The organism is Lewinella sp. 4G2, from assembly GCF_001625015.1.
Classification (GTDB): Bacteria; Bacteroidota; Bacteroidia; order Chitinophagales; family Saprospiraceae; genus Neolewinella.
The window spans coordinates 755,827-772,580 of sequence record NZ_LVWJ02000014.1 but is presented as its reverse complement, the minus strand read 5'-3'; the positions used below and the strand labels follow the sequence as shown (position 1 = coordinate 772,580).

General features: G+C 57.5%; 13 protein-coding genes. 4 read left to right on the top strand and 9 right to left on the bottom strand.

The window, feature by feature from the left end; genetic code table 11:
• Positions 1-65: 65 nt before the first annotated feature.
• The 6 genes from A3850_RS04605 to A3850_RS04580 all read right to left on the bottom strand — a co-directional run bounded on the left by A3850_RS04605 (position 66) and on the right by A3850_RS04580 (position 7,645).
• Positions 66-1,271, bottom strand: a complete 1,206-nt coding sequence (locus tag A3850_RS04605) for a thioredoxin domain-containing protein (RefSeq protein WP_068214662.1) — start codon at positions 1,269-1,271, stop codon at positions 66-68.
• An 85-nt stretch (positions 1,272-1,356) separates the two neighbouring features.
• Positions 1,357-1,617 carry a membrane protein insertion efficiency factor YidD gene (gene yidD / locus A3850_RS04600; RefSeq protein WP_068214660.1) on the bottom strand — a complete coding sequence of 87 codons (261 nt, stop codon included), beginning with the start codon at positions 1,615-1,617 and terminating at the stop codon, positions 1,357-1,359.
• A 322-nt stretch (positions 1,618-1,939) separates the two neighbouring features.
• On the bottom strand, positions 1,940-3,286 hold the full coding sequence (locus A3850_RS04595) for a fasciclin domain-containing protein (RefSeq protein WP_068214658.1): 1,347 nt from the start codon (positions 3,284-3,286) through the stop codon (positions 1,940-1,942).
• Positions 3,287-3,518: 232 nt separating this feature from the next.
• Positions 3,519-5,234 carry a SulP family inorganic anion transporter gene (locus A3850_RS04590; RefSeq protein ID WP_068214656.1) on the bottom strand — a complete coding sequence of 572 codons (1,716 nt, stop codon included), beginning with the start codon at positions 5,232-5,234 and terminating at the stop codon, positions 3,519-3,521.
• Positions 5,235-5,331: 97 nt separating this feature from the next.
• Positions 5,332-6,723 (bottom strand): rhodanese-like domain-containing protein, encoded by a 1,392-nt coding sequence (locus tag A3850_RS04585; RefSeq protein WP_068214654.1) that lies wholly within the window; start codon positions 6,721-6,723, stop codon positions 5,332-5,334.
• A 163-nt stretch (positions 6,724-6,886) separates the two neighbouring features.
• Entirely contained in the window at positions 6,887-7,645 is a 759-nt protein-coding gene (locus tag A3850_RS04580; RefSeq protein ID WP_068214651.1) for an RNA methyltransferase, read from the bottom strand.
• Here A3850_RS04580 and A3850_RS04575 point away from each other — a divergent pair.
• Positions 7,623-10,121 carry a BamA/TamA family outer membrane protein gene (locus tag A3850_RS04575; RefSeq protein WP_197493986.1) on the top strand — a complete coding sequence of 833 codons (2,499 nt, stop codon included), beginning with the start codon at positions 7,623-7,625 and terminating at the stop codon, positions 10,119-10,121. The two genes, A3850_RS04580 and A3850_RS04575, sit on opposite strands and share 23 nt — an antisense overlap.
• Before the next feature lie 15 nt (positions 10,122-10,136).
• On the opposite strand, the gene A3850_RS04570 is transcribed toward A3850_RS04575, so the two are convergent.
• Together A3850_RS04570 and A3850_RS04565 are read right to left on the bottom strand one after the other, a co-directional pair.
• Positions 10,137-10,901, bottom strand: a complete 765-nt coding sequence (locus tag A3850_RS04570; RefSeq protein ID WP_068214648.1) for a sulfite exporter TauE/SafE family protein — start codon at positions 10,899-10,901, stop codon at positions 10,137-10,139.
• An 88-nt stretch (positions 10,902-10,989) separates the two neighbouring features.
• Complete coding sequence (locus A3850_RS04565) at positions 10,990-11,730, bottom strand: RDD family protein (RefSeq protein ID WP_068214646.1); 741 nt, start codon at positions 11,728-11,730, stop codon at positions 10,990-10,992.
• 197 nt (positions 11,731-11,927) lie between these two features.
• On the opposite strand from A3850_RS04565, the gene A3850_RS04560 reads away from it, so the two are divergent.
• A complete protein-coding gene (locus A3850_RS04560; RefSeq protein ID WP_197493985.1) occupies positions 11,928-12,800 on the top strand; it encodes an esterase family protein in 873 nt (290 codons plus the stop codon).
• A 128-nt stretch (positions 12,801-12,928) separates the two neighbouring features.
• Positions 12,929-13,987, top strand: a complete 1,059-nt coding sequence (gene pdhA / locus A3850_RS04555) for a pyruvate dehydrogenase (acetyl-transferring) E1 component subunit alpha (protein ID WP_068214644.1) — start codon at positions 12,929-12,931, stop codon at positions 13,985-13,987.
• 77 nt (positions 13,988-14,064) lie between these two features.
• Here the strand turns inward: pdhA and A3850_RS04550 are convergent, their stop codons facing one another.
• Positions 14,065-14,955, bottom strand: a complete 891-nt coding sequence (locus tag A3850_RS04550) for an aldose 1-epimerase family protein (protein ID WP_068214642.1) — start codon at positions 14,953-14,955, stop codon at positions 14,065-14,067.
• Positions 14,956-15,024: 69 nt separating this feature from the next.
• Here A3850_RS04550 and A3850_RS04545 point away from each other — a divergent pair, with 69 nt between their 5' ends.
• On the top strand, positions 15,025-16,740 hold the full coding sequence (locus A3850_RS04545) for a CotH kinase family protein (protein WP_068214641.1): 1,716 nt from the start codon (positions 15,025-15,027) through the stop codon (positions 16,738-16,740).
• The last annotated feature ends 14 nt before the right edge of the window (positions 16,741-16,754 follow it).

The window sequence follows — 16,754 nt, the reverse complement described above, 5'->3', positions numbered from 1 at the left end:
GTGTCTGCCTGTCGCCGATCCACCGATGGAGAATCAGGACGGATGATTGCGCTTAAAGCCGGTGCTTACCGAGCGGATTCTATACGGCCCAGCAGGGCGTTAATGGCGCGTTCGGTCTGCTTCTTCTTGCCGGCCTTCAAGTGGTCGAGGCTGTTCATCGCCAGCTGCGCATAGGTGTAAGCCTCTTCCTTCTTGTCATTCTTCAGCAGGAATTCGGCCAGGCGGTAGTACTTGCGGTAGGCGCCTTCGGCATCCAGCTCCGCGGAGGCTACCTGGGCCGCGACGGCCAGGTCCATCACCTTTTCGTCCTTGATGAAGGATGAGGTAGTCGCTACGGCGTAGATATTGGCCAGTTGAGCGGCGTCACCCGTGGCTCCTTTAGTCAGGTACTTCTTGGTGGCCTTGGTGAAGGCTTTCGCGTCCTGGCCCTGCGCGGCCAATTCGAAGTCTGCCTGTAAGGCCAGGGCCTTGGCGGCATCACCATCCACGCTGGCGTATTTATCGACGGCGGTTTTGATGAGCTTCGCGTCCTTGTACTCCAATCCCTTGTCCTTGGTGGCCATGACGGCTTTTTTGATCTGGGCGTCAAAGGCTTTCTGCCCGGAGCGGGCGACAACGGCGGCCTGGTTCTTTACGAGCAGATCGAAGATGCGGCTGTCGGCGTTCGTTGCGGCGACGAGGAGGATGTCCAGGTTTTCCGGTGTCGTCAGGTCTTTTTGTGCGCGGAGGTAATCGTTGGCCACTTTGGCGTGGTTCTGGCCCTGGCGAACCATGGCGCGGATGTAGCGCAGGGCGAGTTTTGGATTCTGGTCGCCACTTTCCCACTGCTCGGCGAGGTCCTCCACGTCGTCCATTTTGTTGAGCGCGTTGCCCCCTTCTTCGATCAACGACTGGGCCTGCTTGCCGCCTACAGATTTGTGAACGACCTCATTCTTGGCGTTGATGAAGAGCAGGGTAGGGTAGGCGCGGACGCTGTGGTTGCGGCGGAACTCCTTGCTCTCAGCCTTCTCCATGTCCATCTTCACGTTGATGAAGTTCTCGTTGAAAAAGCTACCGACGTCCTCCAGCGGGAACACGTTGGCGGCCATCCGTTTACAGGGGCCGCACCACTCCGCGTAGGCGTCCACGAAGATCAATTTATCCTCAGCTTTGGCTTTGGCCAGGGCTTCGCTCCACTCTCCGTGGAAGAATTCAATCCCCTGGGCCTGGGCGCTGGCGCAGGTGCAGAGTAAGGATACGAAGAGCAGGGAAAGTTGAAGAGCACGTTTCATGAAAAGGAATTACGAGTGGTTCTGAAGGGCATGCTGCCAAAAAATGAAATGTGGTTCGCCTCCCAAAGGTCGGCGAACGGGGCAACTAAGATACGTCCTCCCCACCGGCTGTATTGTCGCCACCGGGCTTTTTCGGGACGGGATCAAAGCCGTGGCCACCCCACGGGTGGCAGCTTCCAATCCGCTTGGCGGCCAGCCAGGACCCTTTGATTGGCCCCCATTCATTGATCGCCTCAATGGCGTAATGAGAGCAAGTAGGTTGGTACCGGCACTTGTTCTGCCCCAGCAGGGGAGAGAGGGCAACCTGGTAAAAACGAATGGGAAGGATGAGTAGCTTACGCAGCATGCCACTAAAACGGACGGTAAGGAAGCTTGGTTGACCCGGGATGAAATGGGCGAACGGTAATGTTTACACCGGGGCAAAAAAAAGACGCCCGTTCCTACTCGGGAAGGGGCGTCGTTAAGGTCAGAACTTTCACTGTGCCCTTATAACCCAGCCTTTTTTAACGGTGTTCGGTGCCGAAGAAAAAAAGGTAAGATTTTTTATTGGGTCCGTTACTGAGCAGGATTGCGGCACCCAGTAGGTGGCCACAAACCAAGTAAAAGGGGAGCCCAGCAGCTGCCGAACTCCCCTTCCACTACTTGTAGTGATGGACGTCAATTGACCACTAGAGATTAGTGGGTAATAGTACCGTAGGCACCAGGTGCACAACACCGTTGGTTCCCTGGATGTCCGTAGCACTGATGGCTACTTCCTGGCCGGAGCTTGTCGTGATCGTAGCGCCACTGAAATTCAAGTCCTCACCCTGCACGGTTGTAGCCATTGCTGGCAGCGCGTCGGAACGGACGTTCGCACCTCCCACCACGTGGTAAGTCAGAACGCTCGAAAGCTGCTGTACGCTAAGGGTAGCTACGGTTGAATCGATGGCTGCAAAAGCATCATTGGTAGGCGCAAATACGGTGAAGGGGCCGTCGGAGCTCAGCGTTTCCACCAGGCCGGCAGCAACTACTGCACCCGCTAAAGAATCCAAACCGGGCGCATTGACGACGAAGTCTACAATACTCTGTGGCATTAATACCTGATCAATAGCGTGGACTACCCCGTTGTTACCACTCACGTCGGCAACGACTACATTAGAATTACCATTGATGGTAATCCCATCGGTGGTATTATTTACGAGTAAGCTCAGTGCCGCGCCGTCAGGGCCCGTCGTATTGATGGAAGACGGGAAGGAAGCCCCCGCCGCAATGGCCGAAGAAGGAACGGTAGCACCCAGCACGTGGTACTTTAGAATATTCCCCAAGTCCTCATCGCTGAGGTCGTCCAGGTCGATGCCGGCATCAGCAAAGGCATCGTCCGTTGGTGCAAAGACGGTAAACGTACCGGCGCCACTAAGGACACCCGCCAGTCCGGCGCGCGTGACGGCAGCCACCAGCGTATTGAAACGGCCATCTCGTACGGCTCGGTCCACGATGCTGGGGGGCATCAGGACGTCGTCGATGATGTGGATGGTACCATTCACGGCCTGCACGTCCGCCGTTACGACGGTAGCGCTATTGTCAGCGGCTCCACCTACGGTGATGGAACCACCGGCATTATTAGCGAAGATGGGCAGTGCACTGCCACCGGCACCAGTAGTATTGAGGGAGTTAACGGTGAATTCTCCATCCGCAAACTCTGCGGCCTGCACGTCACCACTGATGACGTGATACAAAAGGATATTGCGGAGTGCGTCGACATCCACGCTGGAAGCGTCTACTCCGGCAGCGGTGAAGGCGGCATCATTAGGCGCAAAAACAGTAACGTTGGCGTTCGCAACGTCGAGGGTGGCGTCCAGGCCAGTGCGCTCCAAAGCGATAGCGAGGCTGGTAAAGTCGCCATTACTTTCAACGATATCGGCGATGGTGCCGATGACGGGATTGTTGGGCCGGTCTTCGTCATCATCACAAGAGGTGAAGCCCAGCACGAAGATGGCGAGCAGGAGGAGTTGGTAGCTGCGAGTGAGCTTTAGCATAAGATATAGGAAATGCGGCCCGCCGCGGAATTGGGTTTGGTGCGCGAAGCCAGGTTAAAGGGTATAGTTCGTGGTGTCTAAATGGGTGGGTTTGGTGACTACAAGCGTTATCAACTCAGACGGTTCATAAGCACTCGAATGATGGTCGTTGTTCTGACAATCTTTCTTGTAGGCGTCAATTCAGACCAACCGGCCTGTATTCGTACACGCTGCACTGCTAAAGCTGCTTTTACTACCGGTGCTGCACCGCCGGCCGGTCCCACCCCCGGTCCTCCGGCCGGTCGTTAATAAAGGTCAGTGCATCCTGAATCGAAAGAAAGATGTGGTCACTACCCATCTGTTCCATAATGCCGGACTTGTAAAACATATCCCGCACCGGACCAATGATGCCGCAGATGTAAAACTCGACGCCCCTTTGGCTGAGGAGCTTCAGTAATTGGTTGAGCGCAAAAATGCCACTCGTGTCCACGTCATTGATGGTGTGGCCGTCGATAATGACGGATTGCAACAACTCGCCCTTCACCTCCAGCAAGCGTTCAATCTCACCGGTGAAGTATTCCGCGTTTCCGAAGTATAGTTCGGCATCGAAACGAATGATGAGCACCGCGGGGTCCACCTCCGCCTCGGCGAACCGTAACCGGTTGCGGAAAGCATTCGTATTGGGCAGACGCCCCAGTTCCGCCAGATGAGGCCGCGCCGCCCGGGCAAAGACGAAGAAAAGAGAAAGTAAGACCCCTCCGGCAACCCCGTACTGCAGGCCGGCAAACAGCGTGAAGAAAAAGGTAATGGCCAAAGTCGCGAATTCCTTTGGGGCGAGTTGCCAAAGCCGTTTAACCTCGGCAAAATCCAGAAGATTCCGTACCGAATAAATGATGAGGGCAGCCAGTGCCGGGATCGGCAGATAATAGAAGAGGGGCGTGAAAAACAGGAGGGTAAGAATAAGTAGAATTACCGCCACTACCGAACTAAACCCCGTTCGTGCCCCGGCCTCTTCCGCTACGGCGGAGCGGCTAAAGCTCGCCGAGGTAGGAATGGCCTGAAAGAACATTCCCATCAACTTACCCACGCCCAGGGCAATCAATTCGCGATCGGGCAAAATGCGGTAGTAATCGTACTTAGGCGCAAAGGCCTTGCCAATGGATAAGGTCTCAATGAAACTGAGCAGGGCAATCACCGCCGCCACCGGCAGCAAGGCCAACACTGCCTCCGTACTAAAAGCCGGCAAGGTCAGAGCCGGTAACCCTGCGGGTATCTCACCCACAACGTCGACCCCCCAACCCTGGCCGAAAAGGGCTACCAACAGCGTGCACAGCACGATCAGTATTAACATGGTCGGAAACCGCTTCGGCAGCCATTTCCCCCCTAACCATAAGAGTAAAAGGGAGACGACACCCAGGATGGCCGATGGCCAGTGCAGATCCTGCAGCCCAGCAAACAGAGCCAGTACGGTTTGGTGGAAGTAACTCGTCCGCTCGGTATCGATCCCCAGCAGCCCGTCCAGCTGGGAAAAGAGGATCAGTACGGCTGCGGCGGAAACGAACCCGGACAGTACCGGCCGGCTCAGCAAACTTCCGATACCGCCCATCCGCAACAAACCAAAGGCCAGTTGCAGCGCCCCCGTCAGTCCACCCAGCAGAATGGCGTATTCCGTAAACTCCGGCGTGCCCGGTTCCGCCAACCCGGAAATTCCGTTCAGGCAAAGGAGGGAAGCCAGGGCCGTCGGCCCAATTGAAATGTGGGGAGAACTAGCGAAAAGCACGTAGCCCAGTAACGGTAGCAGGGCGGCGTACAGACCGTAGACCGGCGGTACCCCCGCGAGAAGCGCATAAGCCATCGCCTGGGGAATGAGCAAAATGCCGACCGTCAGCCCCGCCACAGCATCCGCCACGTAGGTGGCCCGCCCGGTACCGGGAGGGTGGGGGAACCAGGGCCGAGCATGGGTCTTCAAAGGTGGTTAGCTTAAGGGAGGAGCAATACAAAGCGGCTGCGGGTCAGTCGGCAGCGTCTCGTAACGCAGGTGGCTAAAGGTCCAGAATTAAACCAGATCAACCCGCCGCCGGGGCCTCTTCGTGCAGGATCAATTTCACCTTATCCTGTACGTTCACCACGTTGTGGACGCCCCGCGACTTCAGCAGACTGGTGGCGATTGTCGATCGGTAACCACTCCCGCAGTGCAGGTAGACGTGCTTGTCGGTATCGATCTCGTGCTGGCGACGGCCCAGTTCGTTGAGGGGCAGGTTCGTGGCCTGGCTGAGGGAACCCGCTTCAAATTCCGCGGCTTTGCGAACGTCCACAACCCGCTCCACCCGACCGGCGCGGAGGTGTTCGCCAAACGTTGCGGCGTCGATGGTCTCAATCCGGTCGAGTTCGCCACCGTAGGCTTTCCAGGCGGCGATCCCGCCCTTCAGGTAGCCGATGGCGTTGTCGTAGCCCACCCGGCTGAGGCGTTCGGCGGCTTCAGCCTCCCGCCCTTCGTCGGTGATGAGTAGGATAGGCTGTTTTAGGTCCGTGATCATTTCTCCTACCCAAGGCGCGAAGGAGCCATCGAGGCCAATGAACACGCTATTGGGAATGAACCCGCGCACGAATTCAGCCTTGTCCCGTACGTCTAGCAACAAGGGCCGTTTTTCGTTGGCGACCCGTTCGAACTCAAAGGGGGCGAGGGCCCGTAGACTACTCTTCATCACGCTGTCAAAACTCTCGTAGCCTTCCTTATTCATACGGACGTTCTCGCCGAAGTAGGCCGGCGGGGGGAGGAGGCCATCAGTAACTTCCTGTACGAATTCTTCCCGCGTCATGTCTTCCCGCAGCGCGTAATTCGTAGCCTTTTGGTTGCCGAGGGTATCCTGGGTCTCCCGGCTCATCTTCTTGCCGCAGGCGGAGCCGGCCCCGTGGGCGGGGTAGATGATGACCTCGTCGGGCAGCACCATCACGCGGCGGCGGAGGGAATCGTACAGCAGGCTCGCCAGGTCCTCCATCGTGAGGGCGCCGGACTTTTGGGCGAGGTCCGGCCGGCCAACGTCGCCGATAAAGAGGGTATCCCCCGAGAAGAGGGCTTTCGGTTGGCCTTCCTCGTCGAGCAGCAGGTAACAGGTGCTTTCCAGGGTATGGCCGGGGGTGTGGAGGGCGCGAATCGTCACTTTCCCCAACTTGAAATCCTCCATGTCGTGGGCCGTGTACTTCTCGTAATCCGTCTTCGCGCCGGGGCCGTAAACGATCGTTGCACCGGAGGCAGCGGCCAGGTCCAGGTGGCCACTCACGAAGTCCGCGTGGAAGTGGGTTTCGAAGATGTACTTGATCTTGGCGCCCGCATCCTCGGCCCGTTTCAGGTAGGGTTCCGGGCTCCGCAGCGGGTCGATGATGGCGGCTTCTCCATCCGATTCAATGTAGTAGGCGCCCTGCGCGAGGCAACCGGTATAGATTTGATCAATCGTCATGGACGTATGAAGGTTTTATCATGCGTTTTGGTTGACCGTCTAAAATCCAAAGTCTAAAATCTAACGTCTCAAGGTGGGCGCGGGCGCGGGTGCCAGGGGAGGTGGGCAAGCAACAATGGGTACCGGTAAAATTAAATTCGTACCCGGATACTGGAAGACCAACCTACCGAACTCCGTTCACCAACTGTCCGGCCAGTATCCCGGCGGCGACGGCGGCGTTCAAACTTTCAGCCTGCCTTTCCGCCGCGCGGGGGATGGTTACCCAACGTTGCACCTGCGACCGCGCCTCCTCCCGAATGCCCGGCCCTTCGGAACCAATGACCAGCACGCCTCGGGTAGGAGCATTTACCGAAAAGATGTCTTCTCCGTCAAGGTCCGCTCCGAAGGTGACAAGTTCGGGGAATGCCGTTGTGATTTCGGATAATTCTCCCGTACGGTAGCTTACCCGTAGGAACGAGCCCATGCTGGCCTGGATGGTCTTGCTGTTGTACAGGTCCGCCGTGCCGGGCCCGCCGATGACGTGTTGGAAGCCAAACCAATCGGCAATGCGGAGCAGGGCACCGAGGTTACTGGGGCTCTGGATGCCATCCAGGTAGAGGCTCCAACCCTCCGCGATGCCGCCGGGGAGGTCGGTTGGAATGGCGGGAATATCACAAAGCGCGAGCACCTGGTTGGGTGTTGTTAGCTGGGTGATGCGGCCCAACTCCCGTGGGGTGACGACCGTTAACGGAACGGTAAGGCCCGCTCCGTGCTCCGCCGCCCAATTTTCGAGGGCGTAAATGTGTTTAACGGGGTAGGCATCCTGCGCCAGGAGTTCCGCGACGATGCGGTGGCCCTCGGCGGTGAAATTGTGGTAGTTTTGCCGCATCTTCTTACGCCGAAGACTACTTATGAATTTGATGGTACCGGAGCTGATGGGCATGCTGGCGCGGGGTTTACGCGTTTGGGCGCCGGCCGTCCTGGTCATGGTCGTCCTGGCTTCCTGCAATACTACCAAATATTTGCCGCCCAGCCAGGAGTTGCTTACCAAGCAGAGCGTCCGGCTGATCGACCGGAAAAACGTCCCCGACCGGGCGGACGTGACCTACCAGCTCTCCACCATCGCCAAGCAGCAACCCAACGGCAACTTCTTCCTGCTCTGGCCCCGCGAATACTTCTACCTCGATAACAACAAGCCGAAGGACACGACGAGTATCGACCGTTTCTTGCGCAATACCATCGGGCAGGAACCCGCCATATACAGTGACTCCCTGAGCCGCCGCTCCGCCGCCGCGATGCAGGACTTCATGCGCTACAAGGGCTACCTCAACGCCCGGGCCTACCACGAAGCGGACCGTGGCCGCAAGCGCAAGGTGAACCTCACCTACCACGTCGAAGCGGGTGAGCGCTACCTCATCGACTCGGTGGTCTTCACGAGTGCGGACCCCGGGGTTGATAGTCTGCTGCAGGCCTCCCGCTTTCAGAGCAATTTCGTGGCCGGAGAGTACCTGGACCTGAATAACTTCGACGTCGAAAAGGCACGCATCAGCCAGTACCTCCGCAACAATGGCTACGCCTTTTTCAGTGGTGCCTACATCGACCAACTGGAAGTGGATACAAGCCGGCGGCAGGGTTACGCGGATGTATTTTTCAACGTCCTGCCCTCCCAGCAGGAAGGGGGCTACCGCAAATACCGGGTGGGGGAGATCCAGGTGTTTACGGATTACGACCCGCTGGCTCTCGGCCAAGCCCGCTTCCGGCTGGATACGGTCATCAATAACGTGCGCTTCCTTTCCAACCAGGCTTCCTTCCGGATGCGGCCCGAACTGCTGCGGAAGAACATCTACATCGAGCCGGGCTCCCTCAACAGCCGGGCGGATTTGAACAAGACCAACCTCAGTCTCAATGGCCTCGGTATTTACAGTTTCGTCCGAATCAACCAGCAGATCGATACCGCGAATGAGTCGGTACTGAACTACACCATCCAGCTTTCCCCGGCCGACCGGATGTCGATCGGTGCCGACCTGGACCTTAACTACACGAACCGGAACGGAACGGCGGGCGCGGGTAACCTCCTCGGTATCTCCGTGGAGCCCAGCTTTCAGAACCGCAACGTACTCGGCGGGGCGGAATTACTGACGACGAGCGTCCGGGCCGGCCTCGAGGTCAACCCCAGCCCGAACGATAACAACCCGTTCTTCAACACCATCGACTTGGCGGCGGATATTTCCCTAAACTTGCCGCGGTTCAAGGACTTGGGTTTTTATTCCCTACTGAACAAGATCCCGGCTCCCTACCGGGGCAACATCGTTGGTGACGGTACCCTACGGGGGATGCGGGAGAAGGCCAGTACGCGGTTTAGCGTGGGCTACGAATACCTGCTCATCCGTCAGCTGTTTTCCTACACGATCTTCAATGCCCGCTTTGGCTACGACTATAAGGCGTCCCCCATCACGAACTACCGGATCAACCACCTGACGATTGACGTCCTCCAACCAACGATTGAGCCGGAGTTTGCGCCCGTGCTGGACCAGAACCAGCGCCTGCAACGGAGTTTCGGGGAGCAATACTTCTTCTCCGTCCTCTTCCGGAACCTGGAGATCAACCGTGCCGGCCGGCCGGACCGCCGGGGCCGCTCCGTTGGTCTGTCCGGCAATTTCGAGGCCACGGGTTTGGAGGTGGCCGCCGTGAACAGCCTCATCAATGCCTTTCGGGAAGACGACATTACTCTGCGGCCGAAGTCCGACGCCGTTTTCGCTCGCTACCTGCGTTGGCAGAGTTCGTTGCGCTATAATAAATCGTATACGCCCCAGAAGAGCTTTGCAACTCGTTTCGCCTTCGAGATCGGGCAACCCTTTGGTGGCTCTCAGGAGGAGATACCCTACGTAAAACAGTTCTTCGTGGGGGGAGCCAACAGTATGCGAGCCTGGGCGCCACGGGGTCTCGGGCCGGGTGGCTTCATCGATCCGCTGAGCCTGGATACGGATAACAACCTCTTTTTGTACCAGACCGGAGACATTCGGTTGGAATTCAACGCCGAGTACCGCTTCCCGCTGTTTTCCTTCTTCCGGGGTGCCTTCTTTATGGATGCGGGTAACGTGTGGATTCTGGGGGAGGACCCGGCTCGCCCCGGATCTGGCTTCCGCTTCTCGGAAAGGATTGAATCGAATATTCTGGTCCAGCCCTTCTACCGGCAGATTGCCGTCGACGCCGGCTTTGGCTTACGGGTGGATTTGAGCTACTTTATCTTCCGCCTCGACCTCGCCATGCCGTTGCGCTACAACTACCCCCACGAGGGAGACGGTACCCCGCTGCCCCGCGACGGTGAGCGCTTCCCGGAGTCGGATTACTGGCGGCCCTTTACTTCCTTCCGTAATTTGAATCTGCGGCCGCAGTTGGGCCTGGGCTATCCTTTTTAGAAAGCTATTCCACAATCAAGCCGGCCAGAATGCTTTGGCGATGGCCGCAATGATGACGACAATCAGCAAGCGGTAAGTGTATAGCCCGGCTTTGGGGTGTTTGGCCGCGTAGGTAGCCGTCAGGTAACCACCGATCATTTGGCCAGCGGCCATGAGCAGCCCAATCTCCCAGTCGATGAGACCCCGGTAGGCGTAGATGCCCACGGCTAGTAGGGTGTAGATGGTTACGACGAGCACCTTGACGACGTTAGCCTGGATGATCTCATAACGGGCGATGAGGACCATCACCGCCAGGAAGAAGACGCCCATCCCCATTTGGATAAATCCGCCGTAAATGCCCAAGGCGAAAAATAGGGGGACACTCAACCACAGGCTCAGGGCAGTCTCTCCTTCCGGGACAACCAGCCACCGTTTGGGCTTCACCAGGATGATGCCCAGCATAACGATGAGGAGATTCCGGAAGATATCCCGGTAGACTGCGTTGGAGGTGATCAAGCTCAGGTATACGCCAAGGATGGCGCCGAGGGTGGTGATAATGACGATCAGGTTCATGTCCCGCCGCCGCCCTTCGCTTACCGAGAAGCGTCCGCCACGGTAAAAGCCCAGGCTCGCCGCGATGCCGTTACCCAGTACGCCGACCCGGTTGGTGCCGTTGGCTACGTCCGCCGGGAGGCCGAGTACTTCCATGAGCACCGTCAGGGTGATGGCCGACCCGTTCCCGGAAAGGGTGTTGATCGCACCGGCTAGCAGGGCTCCGAGAAAGGCTAGGAGGTAGAGCATTATTAGTCTGTAGTCTATAGTCTGTAGTCCGTAGCGTGCGTGGCCGGGTGCGTCGCACTACACGACAACCTAACTAAGACACTTTCTACTACCTGGTGATGACGATGTAGTCCAGCAGTATCGTTTCCAGGAATTTTTCCGGGGTATACTTGAGTTCGTTGGCCGGGAGGTCCAGCAAACCCGCAAGGTGGAGGGCGAGCGTCCGAACGGCCTGACGGTGGGCCGGGTTATTGTACTTGCGCATCCGGTTCAGGGATTGTTTGACGATCATCATGTCGTCGTCCGTAAAGCGTTGCACGCCGGGGAAGACCGGTTCGTAGTCGTTCCGGTTCTTGATGTTCATGATCTCCTCCAACGAAAAGATAGAGTTGGTATTAGCTTGAATAACAACCGTGCCGGCGCTCATATCCCCTAAGCGCTGCTTGTTCTTACCACTAGCGATGAGCAAAATGGCCGCGATGCCGGAAGTGAAAACAACGTCCACCAGCAGAAAGATGGCGCGGGCCAGGAAGTCGCCCGGGGTGGGGTCCCGCCCGTCGCGGCGGATCACTTTGAGGCCGATCAACTTTTTGCCGGGCGTTTGGCCACGGTTAAAGGTTTCGAAGAGGAAGAAGTAAAAGATCATGTAGGTCAACGGACCAATCATGAACAGAAAGGACTCTTCGAAGTCAACGTCCAGACCATCCAGCGCGAGAATTAGTAGCCAAAAAAGGATGATGAGGATCACCAGATCGATCAGAAAAGCACCGATGCGGGCGCCAACTTTGGCCAGGTCGTAGTCGATACTGACGTTCTGGGTAGTCTGAATGGTGATGGTGTCGAGGGCCACGGGGTAGGGGAGGTGTCGTTGTACCCAAACCACTCCGGTTCAGGTATAGTTGGATCAGTACATCGGGCAGCCGCACCCCGTCGCCCGGCAACCTTCCAACAGGAGGGCAGCGAGTATGAGCAGGAAGTAGCCAGTTTTTCTCATACGGTGAAGGTAAGAACTCCATAACTTTAGGCGGACCACTAACCATTGCTGATATGACCTTTTACCGTTCGTTACCCACGTTCCTGCTTGCCCTTTTCCTGTGTACCTGCGCCAGCGCCCAACGCGTAAGCCAGATTAGCACCGCTGAAACGATGAATAGTGATATTTTGGGAATGACCCGTAGCTACGCAGTCTACCTGCCGCCAGGATATGACTCGGACCAGCGGGATTATCCCGTCCTCTACCTCCTCCACGGCTACAGCGATAACCACACCGGGTGGGTACAATTTGGGGAAGTGCAGCGCATCGCTGATGCCGCCATCGCCTCCGGCAAGGCGACGCCGATGATTATCATCATGCCCGACGGCGATACCGAAAAGATCGGCTACTTCAACCGCCCCGGCGGAGATTGGAATTACGAAGACCATTTCTTCCAGGAACTGATGCCCCACGTGGAGGGAGAGTACCGCATTAAAAAGGATAAACGCTTCCGCGCGATCGCCGGCCTCAGTATGGGCGGCGGTGGTACTTTCACTTACGCCCTCCGCCACCCCGAACTCTTCGGCTCCGCCTGCCCCCTCAGCGCCTGGGCTGGTGGTATGACGACTGAAGAAGTAGCCGCCCGCTACGCCCGCGAGGGGGAGACCTACAGTGATGAAGAAATCCTGCGCCACTATAACGAGAATAACTTCGTGGAAATGGTCAAAAACGGCGATAAGGAAAAGATGAGCAGCGTCCGTTGGTACATAGACTGTGGAGACGATGACTTCCTGTTCACGGAAAATAGCCGGGTACACATTGAGCTCCGCAAGGCCGGGGTGCCGCACGAATACCGGGTCCGCGACGGCGCCCACAACTGGACGTACTGGCGGGAATCCCTACCGGAAGTACTCGAATTTATCACGAAAGGTTTTCACCAATTCTAAAGCATATACCGCGTTACCTAATACACGTTATGGAGGGCCCGTTACTAAACACCGGGCACTATCCAAGTGTATCTTATATTAGTATCGTATCCTTAAGCCAAGCAGCGAAATTTCGCTAACCAATAATTATGTCAACAGCTACCAAGAAGCCCACCGCCACGAAGAAGAAGCCGGCCGCCAAGAAGAATGGCACCGCTAAAGGCCTGAAATACAGCAAGGAACAGTACCTGGAATGGTACACCCTCATGCTCCGCATCCGCCGTTTTGAAGAGCGCGCCCTGATGAGCTACGGCCAGCAAAAAATCCGTGGTTTCTGCCACGTTTACATCGGCCAGGAAGCCGTTGCGGCCGGAATGGAATCCGCCCTCATTAAAGGTGACGGAATCGTGACGGCCTACCGCCAGCACGGCACCGCCATCGGCCGCGGCGTAAGCATGAAAGCCGCCATGGCTGAGCTTTACGGTAAGGAAACCGGCATCGTCGGTGGTAAGGGTGGCTCCATGCACTTCTTCTACAAAGAGAATAACTACTACGGTGGTAACGGCATCGTCGGTGCCCAGATCCCCATCGGGACGGGCATCGCCATGGCCGAGCAGTACAAGGGTACGGACAACCTCTGCGTCGTTATGTTTGGCGACGGTGCCAGCCGCCAGGGTGCCCTCTGGGAAAGCTGGAATATGGCCATGACCTGGAAGCTCCCCGCCCTCTACATCTGTGAGAACAACGGCTACGCCATGGGCACCTCCGTAGAACGGACCTCCAATGTGACCGACATGACCAAACTCGGCGCCAGCTTCGACATGCCCAGCGAAAGCGTGGACGGTATGGACCCCGCCGCCGTGCACGAAGCCATCCAGCGCGCCGCCGAGCACATCCGCTCCGGTAAGGGCCCGTACTACCTCAATATTGAGACCTACCGCTACAAAGGCCACTCCGTATCCGATCCCGCCAAGTACCGCGAAAAGACGGAACTGCGCGCCTACCAGGAGAAGGACCCCATCAAAGTAACCGAGAAGCTCCTCCTCGAAAACGGCCTCGCCACCGAGGCGGAGATCAAAGAGATCAAGGACGCCGTGAAAACGGAAGTAGCCGAAGCCGCCCAGTTCGCCGAGGATAGCGATTACCCGGACGCTTCGGAGCTGTACACGGATAATTACCTGTCGGAGCCGATTGAATACATTAAGTAGTATGGTAGTCTATAGTCTGTAGTCTACAGTCTGTAGTAGGGGACCCTTACTACAGACTATAGACTACAGACTAAATCCTAAATCGCCTGCCCCAAAATCTTAATATCGTAACTCATCTCGTAAGTCTCCCCCGGAGCCAGCGTTACGATCCCTTCCTTTTCTACGAATTGCTTGTTGGAATCGTGCGCGTCCGAAAGGCCGATCCACGGCTCGATGCAGACGAAATTGCCATTGGGTTTTGCCCAGATACCGAGGTGCGTCCAGCCGGCGTAATCCACTTTCAGAATGGGGCCGCTCTGCAGGCTTTCTAGGACGACACTGTGGCTGTTCAAATCCTTAAAGACGAGGGCGTCGTTCGCGAACAGGTCGTGGCTTAACGGCAGGATGTTACCGGCGCGCCAGGGAACGGGTACCGTTTCCGCGCCAATTGTCCCTTCTTTGGTGACGACGTAACGATCGCTCGTTTCCTCGTGCTCGAAGCGGAGGAAGTAGTCCTCGTAGCGTTCTCCCTTCACGGCAGGAACGTTGAAAGCGGGGTGGCCGCCGAGGCAAAAGTGCATGGGTGCTTCGCCTACGTTCATCACTTCATGGTAGACGATCACGTGCTCGTTGCGCAGCCGGTAGGTGACGCGAAAATCAAATTCGTAGGGGTAAGTTTTCAGCGTTTCCTTGCTCCAGCACATCCGGAAAGTGATACGGTCGTCACCGTGGTAGAACAGTTCAAGATCCTGGTTATGGCGCACCATTCCGTGTTTTGGGATGCGGTACATCTTCCCGTCGATCTCCGTTTCGCCATCTTTCAGCACCCCGATAATGGGGAAGAGTACGGGGGCCTGGCTGCCCCAAGCCGCGGGGTCGCCCTGCCACATATACTCGCGGCCATTTTCGAGATTGACGATGCTGGCCAACTCGGCGCCGGTTTCTTCGATGGCAATACTTAGCCGGTGGTTTTCGAGCGCGTGGCGCATAAATAGTCGTTTTGCTGGTGGTAACGCAGGTTTCGCGTAAATGTAAACAGCCTACCCTAACTTTGGCTCGTGCCTTCGTTTACCCATCCGATTTTACCCCAAATTATACGTTTTCTGCTCCTCCTTTTCTGGGGCGCTGCCGCGGGTGTCGTGCAAGGACAAGCAACAAGTACCGAACTCATCACGCTAGAGGTGACGATCGACGAGGACCGCCTCTTCAACCCCCGGACCGGCTGGTTCGTGGAGGGGCCAGGTGTGCACGCTTCCGACTGGAAAAAAGAAGGCGCCAACTTCTGGACGCACGACAGTCACCCCGCCGACGTAAAACTGATTATGGCCACCGGCCGCACCATCTTCTCGGGTAAGGTGGACTTTCGGCTCTTCGGAGGCATGAGCCGGCTTCACCCCCAAAAGTCCTTCTCGCTCTCCTGCCGGGAAGCCTACGGCCAGGAATACGTGAACTACCCGCTATTCGGGGAGAGTGCGCCGGATCAGTTCAAGTACCTCGTCGTCCGCAACGGTGGGTCGGACTGGGGGCGGTCCTACCTCCGGGACGTCCTACTGACCGGCCTGCTGCGGGACCCGAGTTGGGAACTGGACATCCAGGCCAGCCGCCCCTGCCGGGTTTACCTGAACGGCCGTTACTGGGGACTGTATCACTTGCGAGAAAAGATCAACCCCCACTGGCTCGCCGAACGCTTCGGGGTCTCCGACAAAAACAATATCGATCTGCTGGAGGGCAATAGCGGCGTCAAGCACGGTGGCCGCCGGGATTACGACCAGCTGATGAAGTTCGTCCGGCGCAATAACCTGAACGATCCCAACGCCTTTCAGGCCGTCCGGCGGCGGATGGACGTGGATAACTTCCAACGTTTGCAGATTGCCCAGATCTATTTCGATAACCAGGAAGCGGGGGGCAACCTGCGGTACTGGCGGGACCGGACCGACCCCAACTCTCGCTACCGCTGGATCCTGTACGACGTCGACCAGGGTTTTGGCCTGCACGACCCGACGGCTTACACCCGCAATACCCTGGACCTCCTCACGGCGGCGGATGGCCCCGCCTGGCCCAACCCGCCCTGGGTAACCCGCCTCCAACGCAACTTACTGGAGAACGACGGGTACCGGGCCACCTTCGTCAACCGAATGTTGGACTACCTGCAGACGGACTTTCGCCCCGACGCCGTCCTGGCCGCCATCGATGGCCACGTGGCCGGCGTAGGGCCGGAGATTGCCCGCCAATCCGAGCGGTGGGGGATCGACGAAAAGTACTGGCCCATCCACGTGGAGCGCTTGCGGGAATTTGCCCGGCAGCGACCGGCCTTCGTGCGGGAGCACTTCCGTAATAAATTCGGGGGTGGCCCGGACCGGGAAGTAACTATCAAGGTTGGGGAAGGGGGGACGGTAGTCCTCAACGAAAATATTTCGCTGGCCGATGAAACATACGTAGGATCCTATTTTTCGCGGATACCCATTACGGTGGAACCCATTGCCGATCCCGGTTTTCGGTTTGTCCGTTGGGAAGATGGAGCTACGGAGGGTAAACGAACGGTTGATTTGAATGGTGCCGGTCCCGTTCGCTTGCAACCTCGCTTTGCACCTGCGGCAGCGCCCGTATCCGCCGGCAGCTACGTCGCTCCGACGGGGGAAGGTTTAGCCGACGAAACGTCCACTCCCGTAAGCGCTGGCGTATCGACGGAGCAAACCCTGCTGCGGCTGAGCGTGGCCCTCGTTGTGTTTGTGCTAATTGGCCTGTACGCATCCATCGCGCGTAAGCCGGAGTAGCTACCTTCGTGGGC

Coding starts and splice junctions, on each gene's coding strand:
- pdhA (WP_068214644.1), top strand. CDS start 12,929: ATGTCAACAGCTACCAAGAAGCCCACCGCCACGAAGAAGAAGCCGGCC.
- yidD (WP_068214660.1), bottom strand. CDS start 1,617: ATGCTGCGTAAGCTACTCATCCTTCCCATTCGTTTTTACCAGGTTGCC.
- A3850_RS04575 (WP_197493986.1), top strand. CDS start 7,623: ATGGTACCGGAGCTGATGGGCATGCTGGCGCGGGGTTTACGCGTTTGG.
- A3850_RS04585 (WP_068214654.1), bottom strand. CDS start 6,723: ATGACGATTGATCAAATCTATACCGGTTGCCTCGCGCAGGGCGCCTAC.
- A3850_RS04570 (WP_068214648.1), bottom strand. CDS start 10,901: ATGCTCTACCTCCTAGCCTTTCTCGGAGCCCTGCTAGCCGGTGCGATC.
- A3850_RS04605 (WP_068214662.1), bottom strand. CDS start 1,271: ATGAAACGTGCTCTTCAACTTTCCCTGCTCTTCGTATCCTTACTCTGC.
- A3850_RS04560 (WP_197493985.1), top strand. CDS start 11,928: ATGACCTTTTACCGTTCGTTACCCACGTTCCTGCTTGCCCTTTTCCTG.
- A3850_RS04580 (WP_068214651.1), bottom strand. CDS start 7,645: ATGCCCATCAGCTCCGGTACCATCAAATTCATAAGTAGTCTTCGGCGT.
- A3850_RS04595 (WP_068214658.1), bottom strand. CDS start 3,286: ATGCTAAAGCTCACTCGCAGCTACCAACTCCTCCTGCTCGCCATCTTC.
- A3850_RS04550 (WP_068214642.1), bottom strand. CDS start 14,955: ATGCGCCACGCGCTCGAAAACCACCGGCTAAGTATTGCCATCGAAGAA.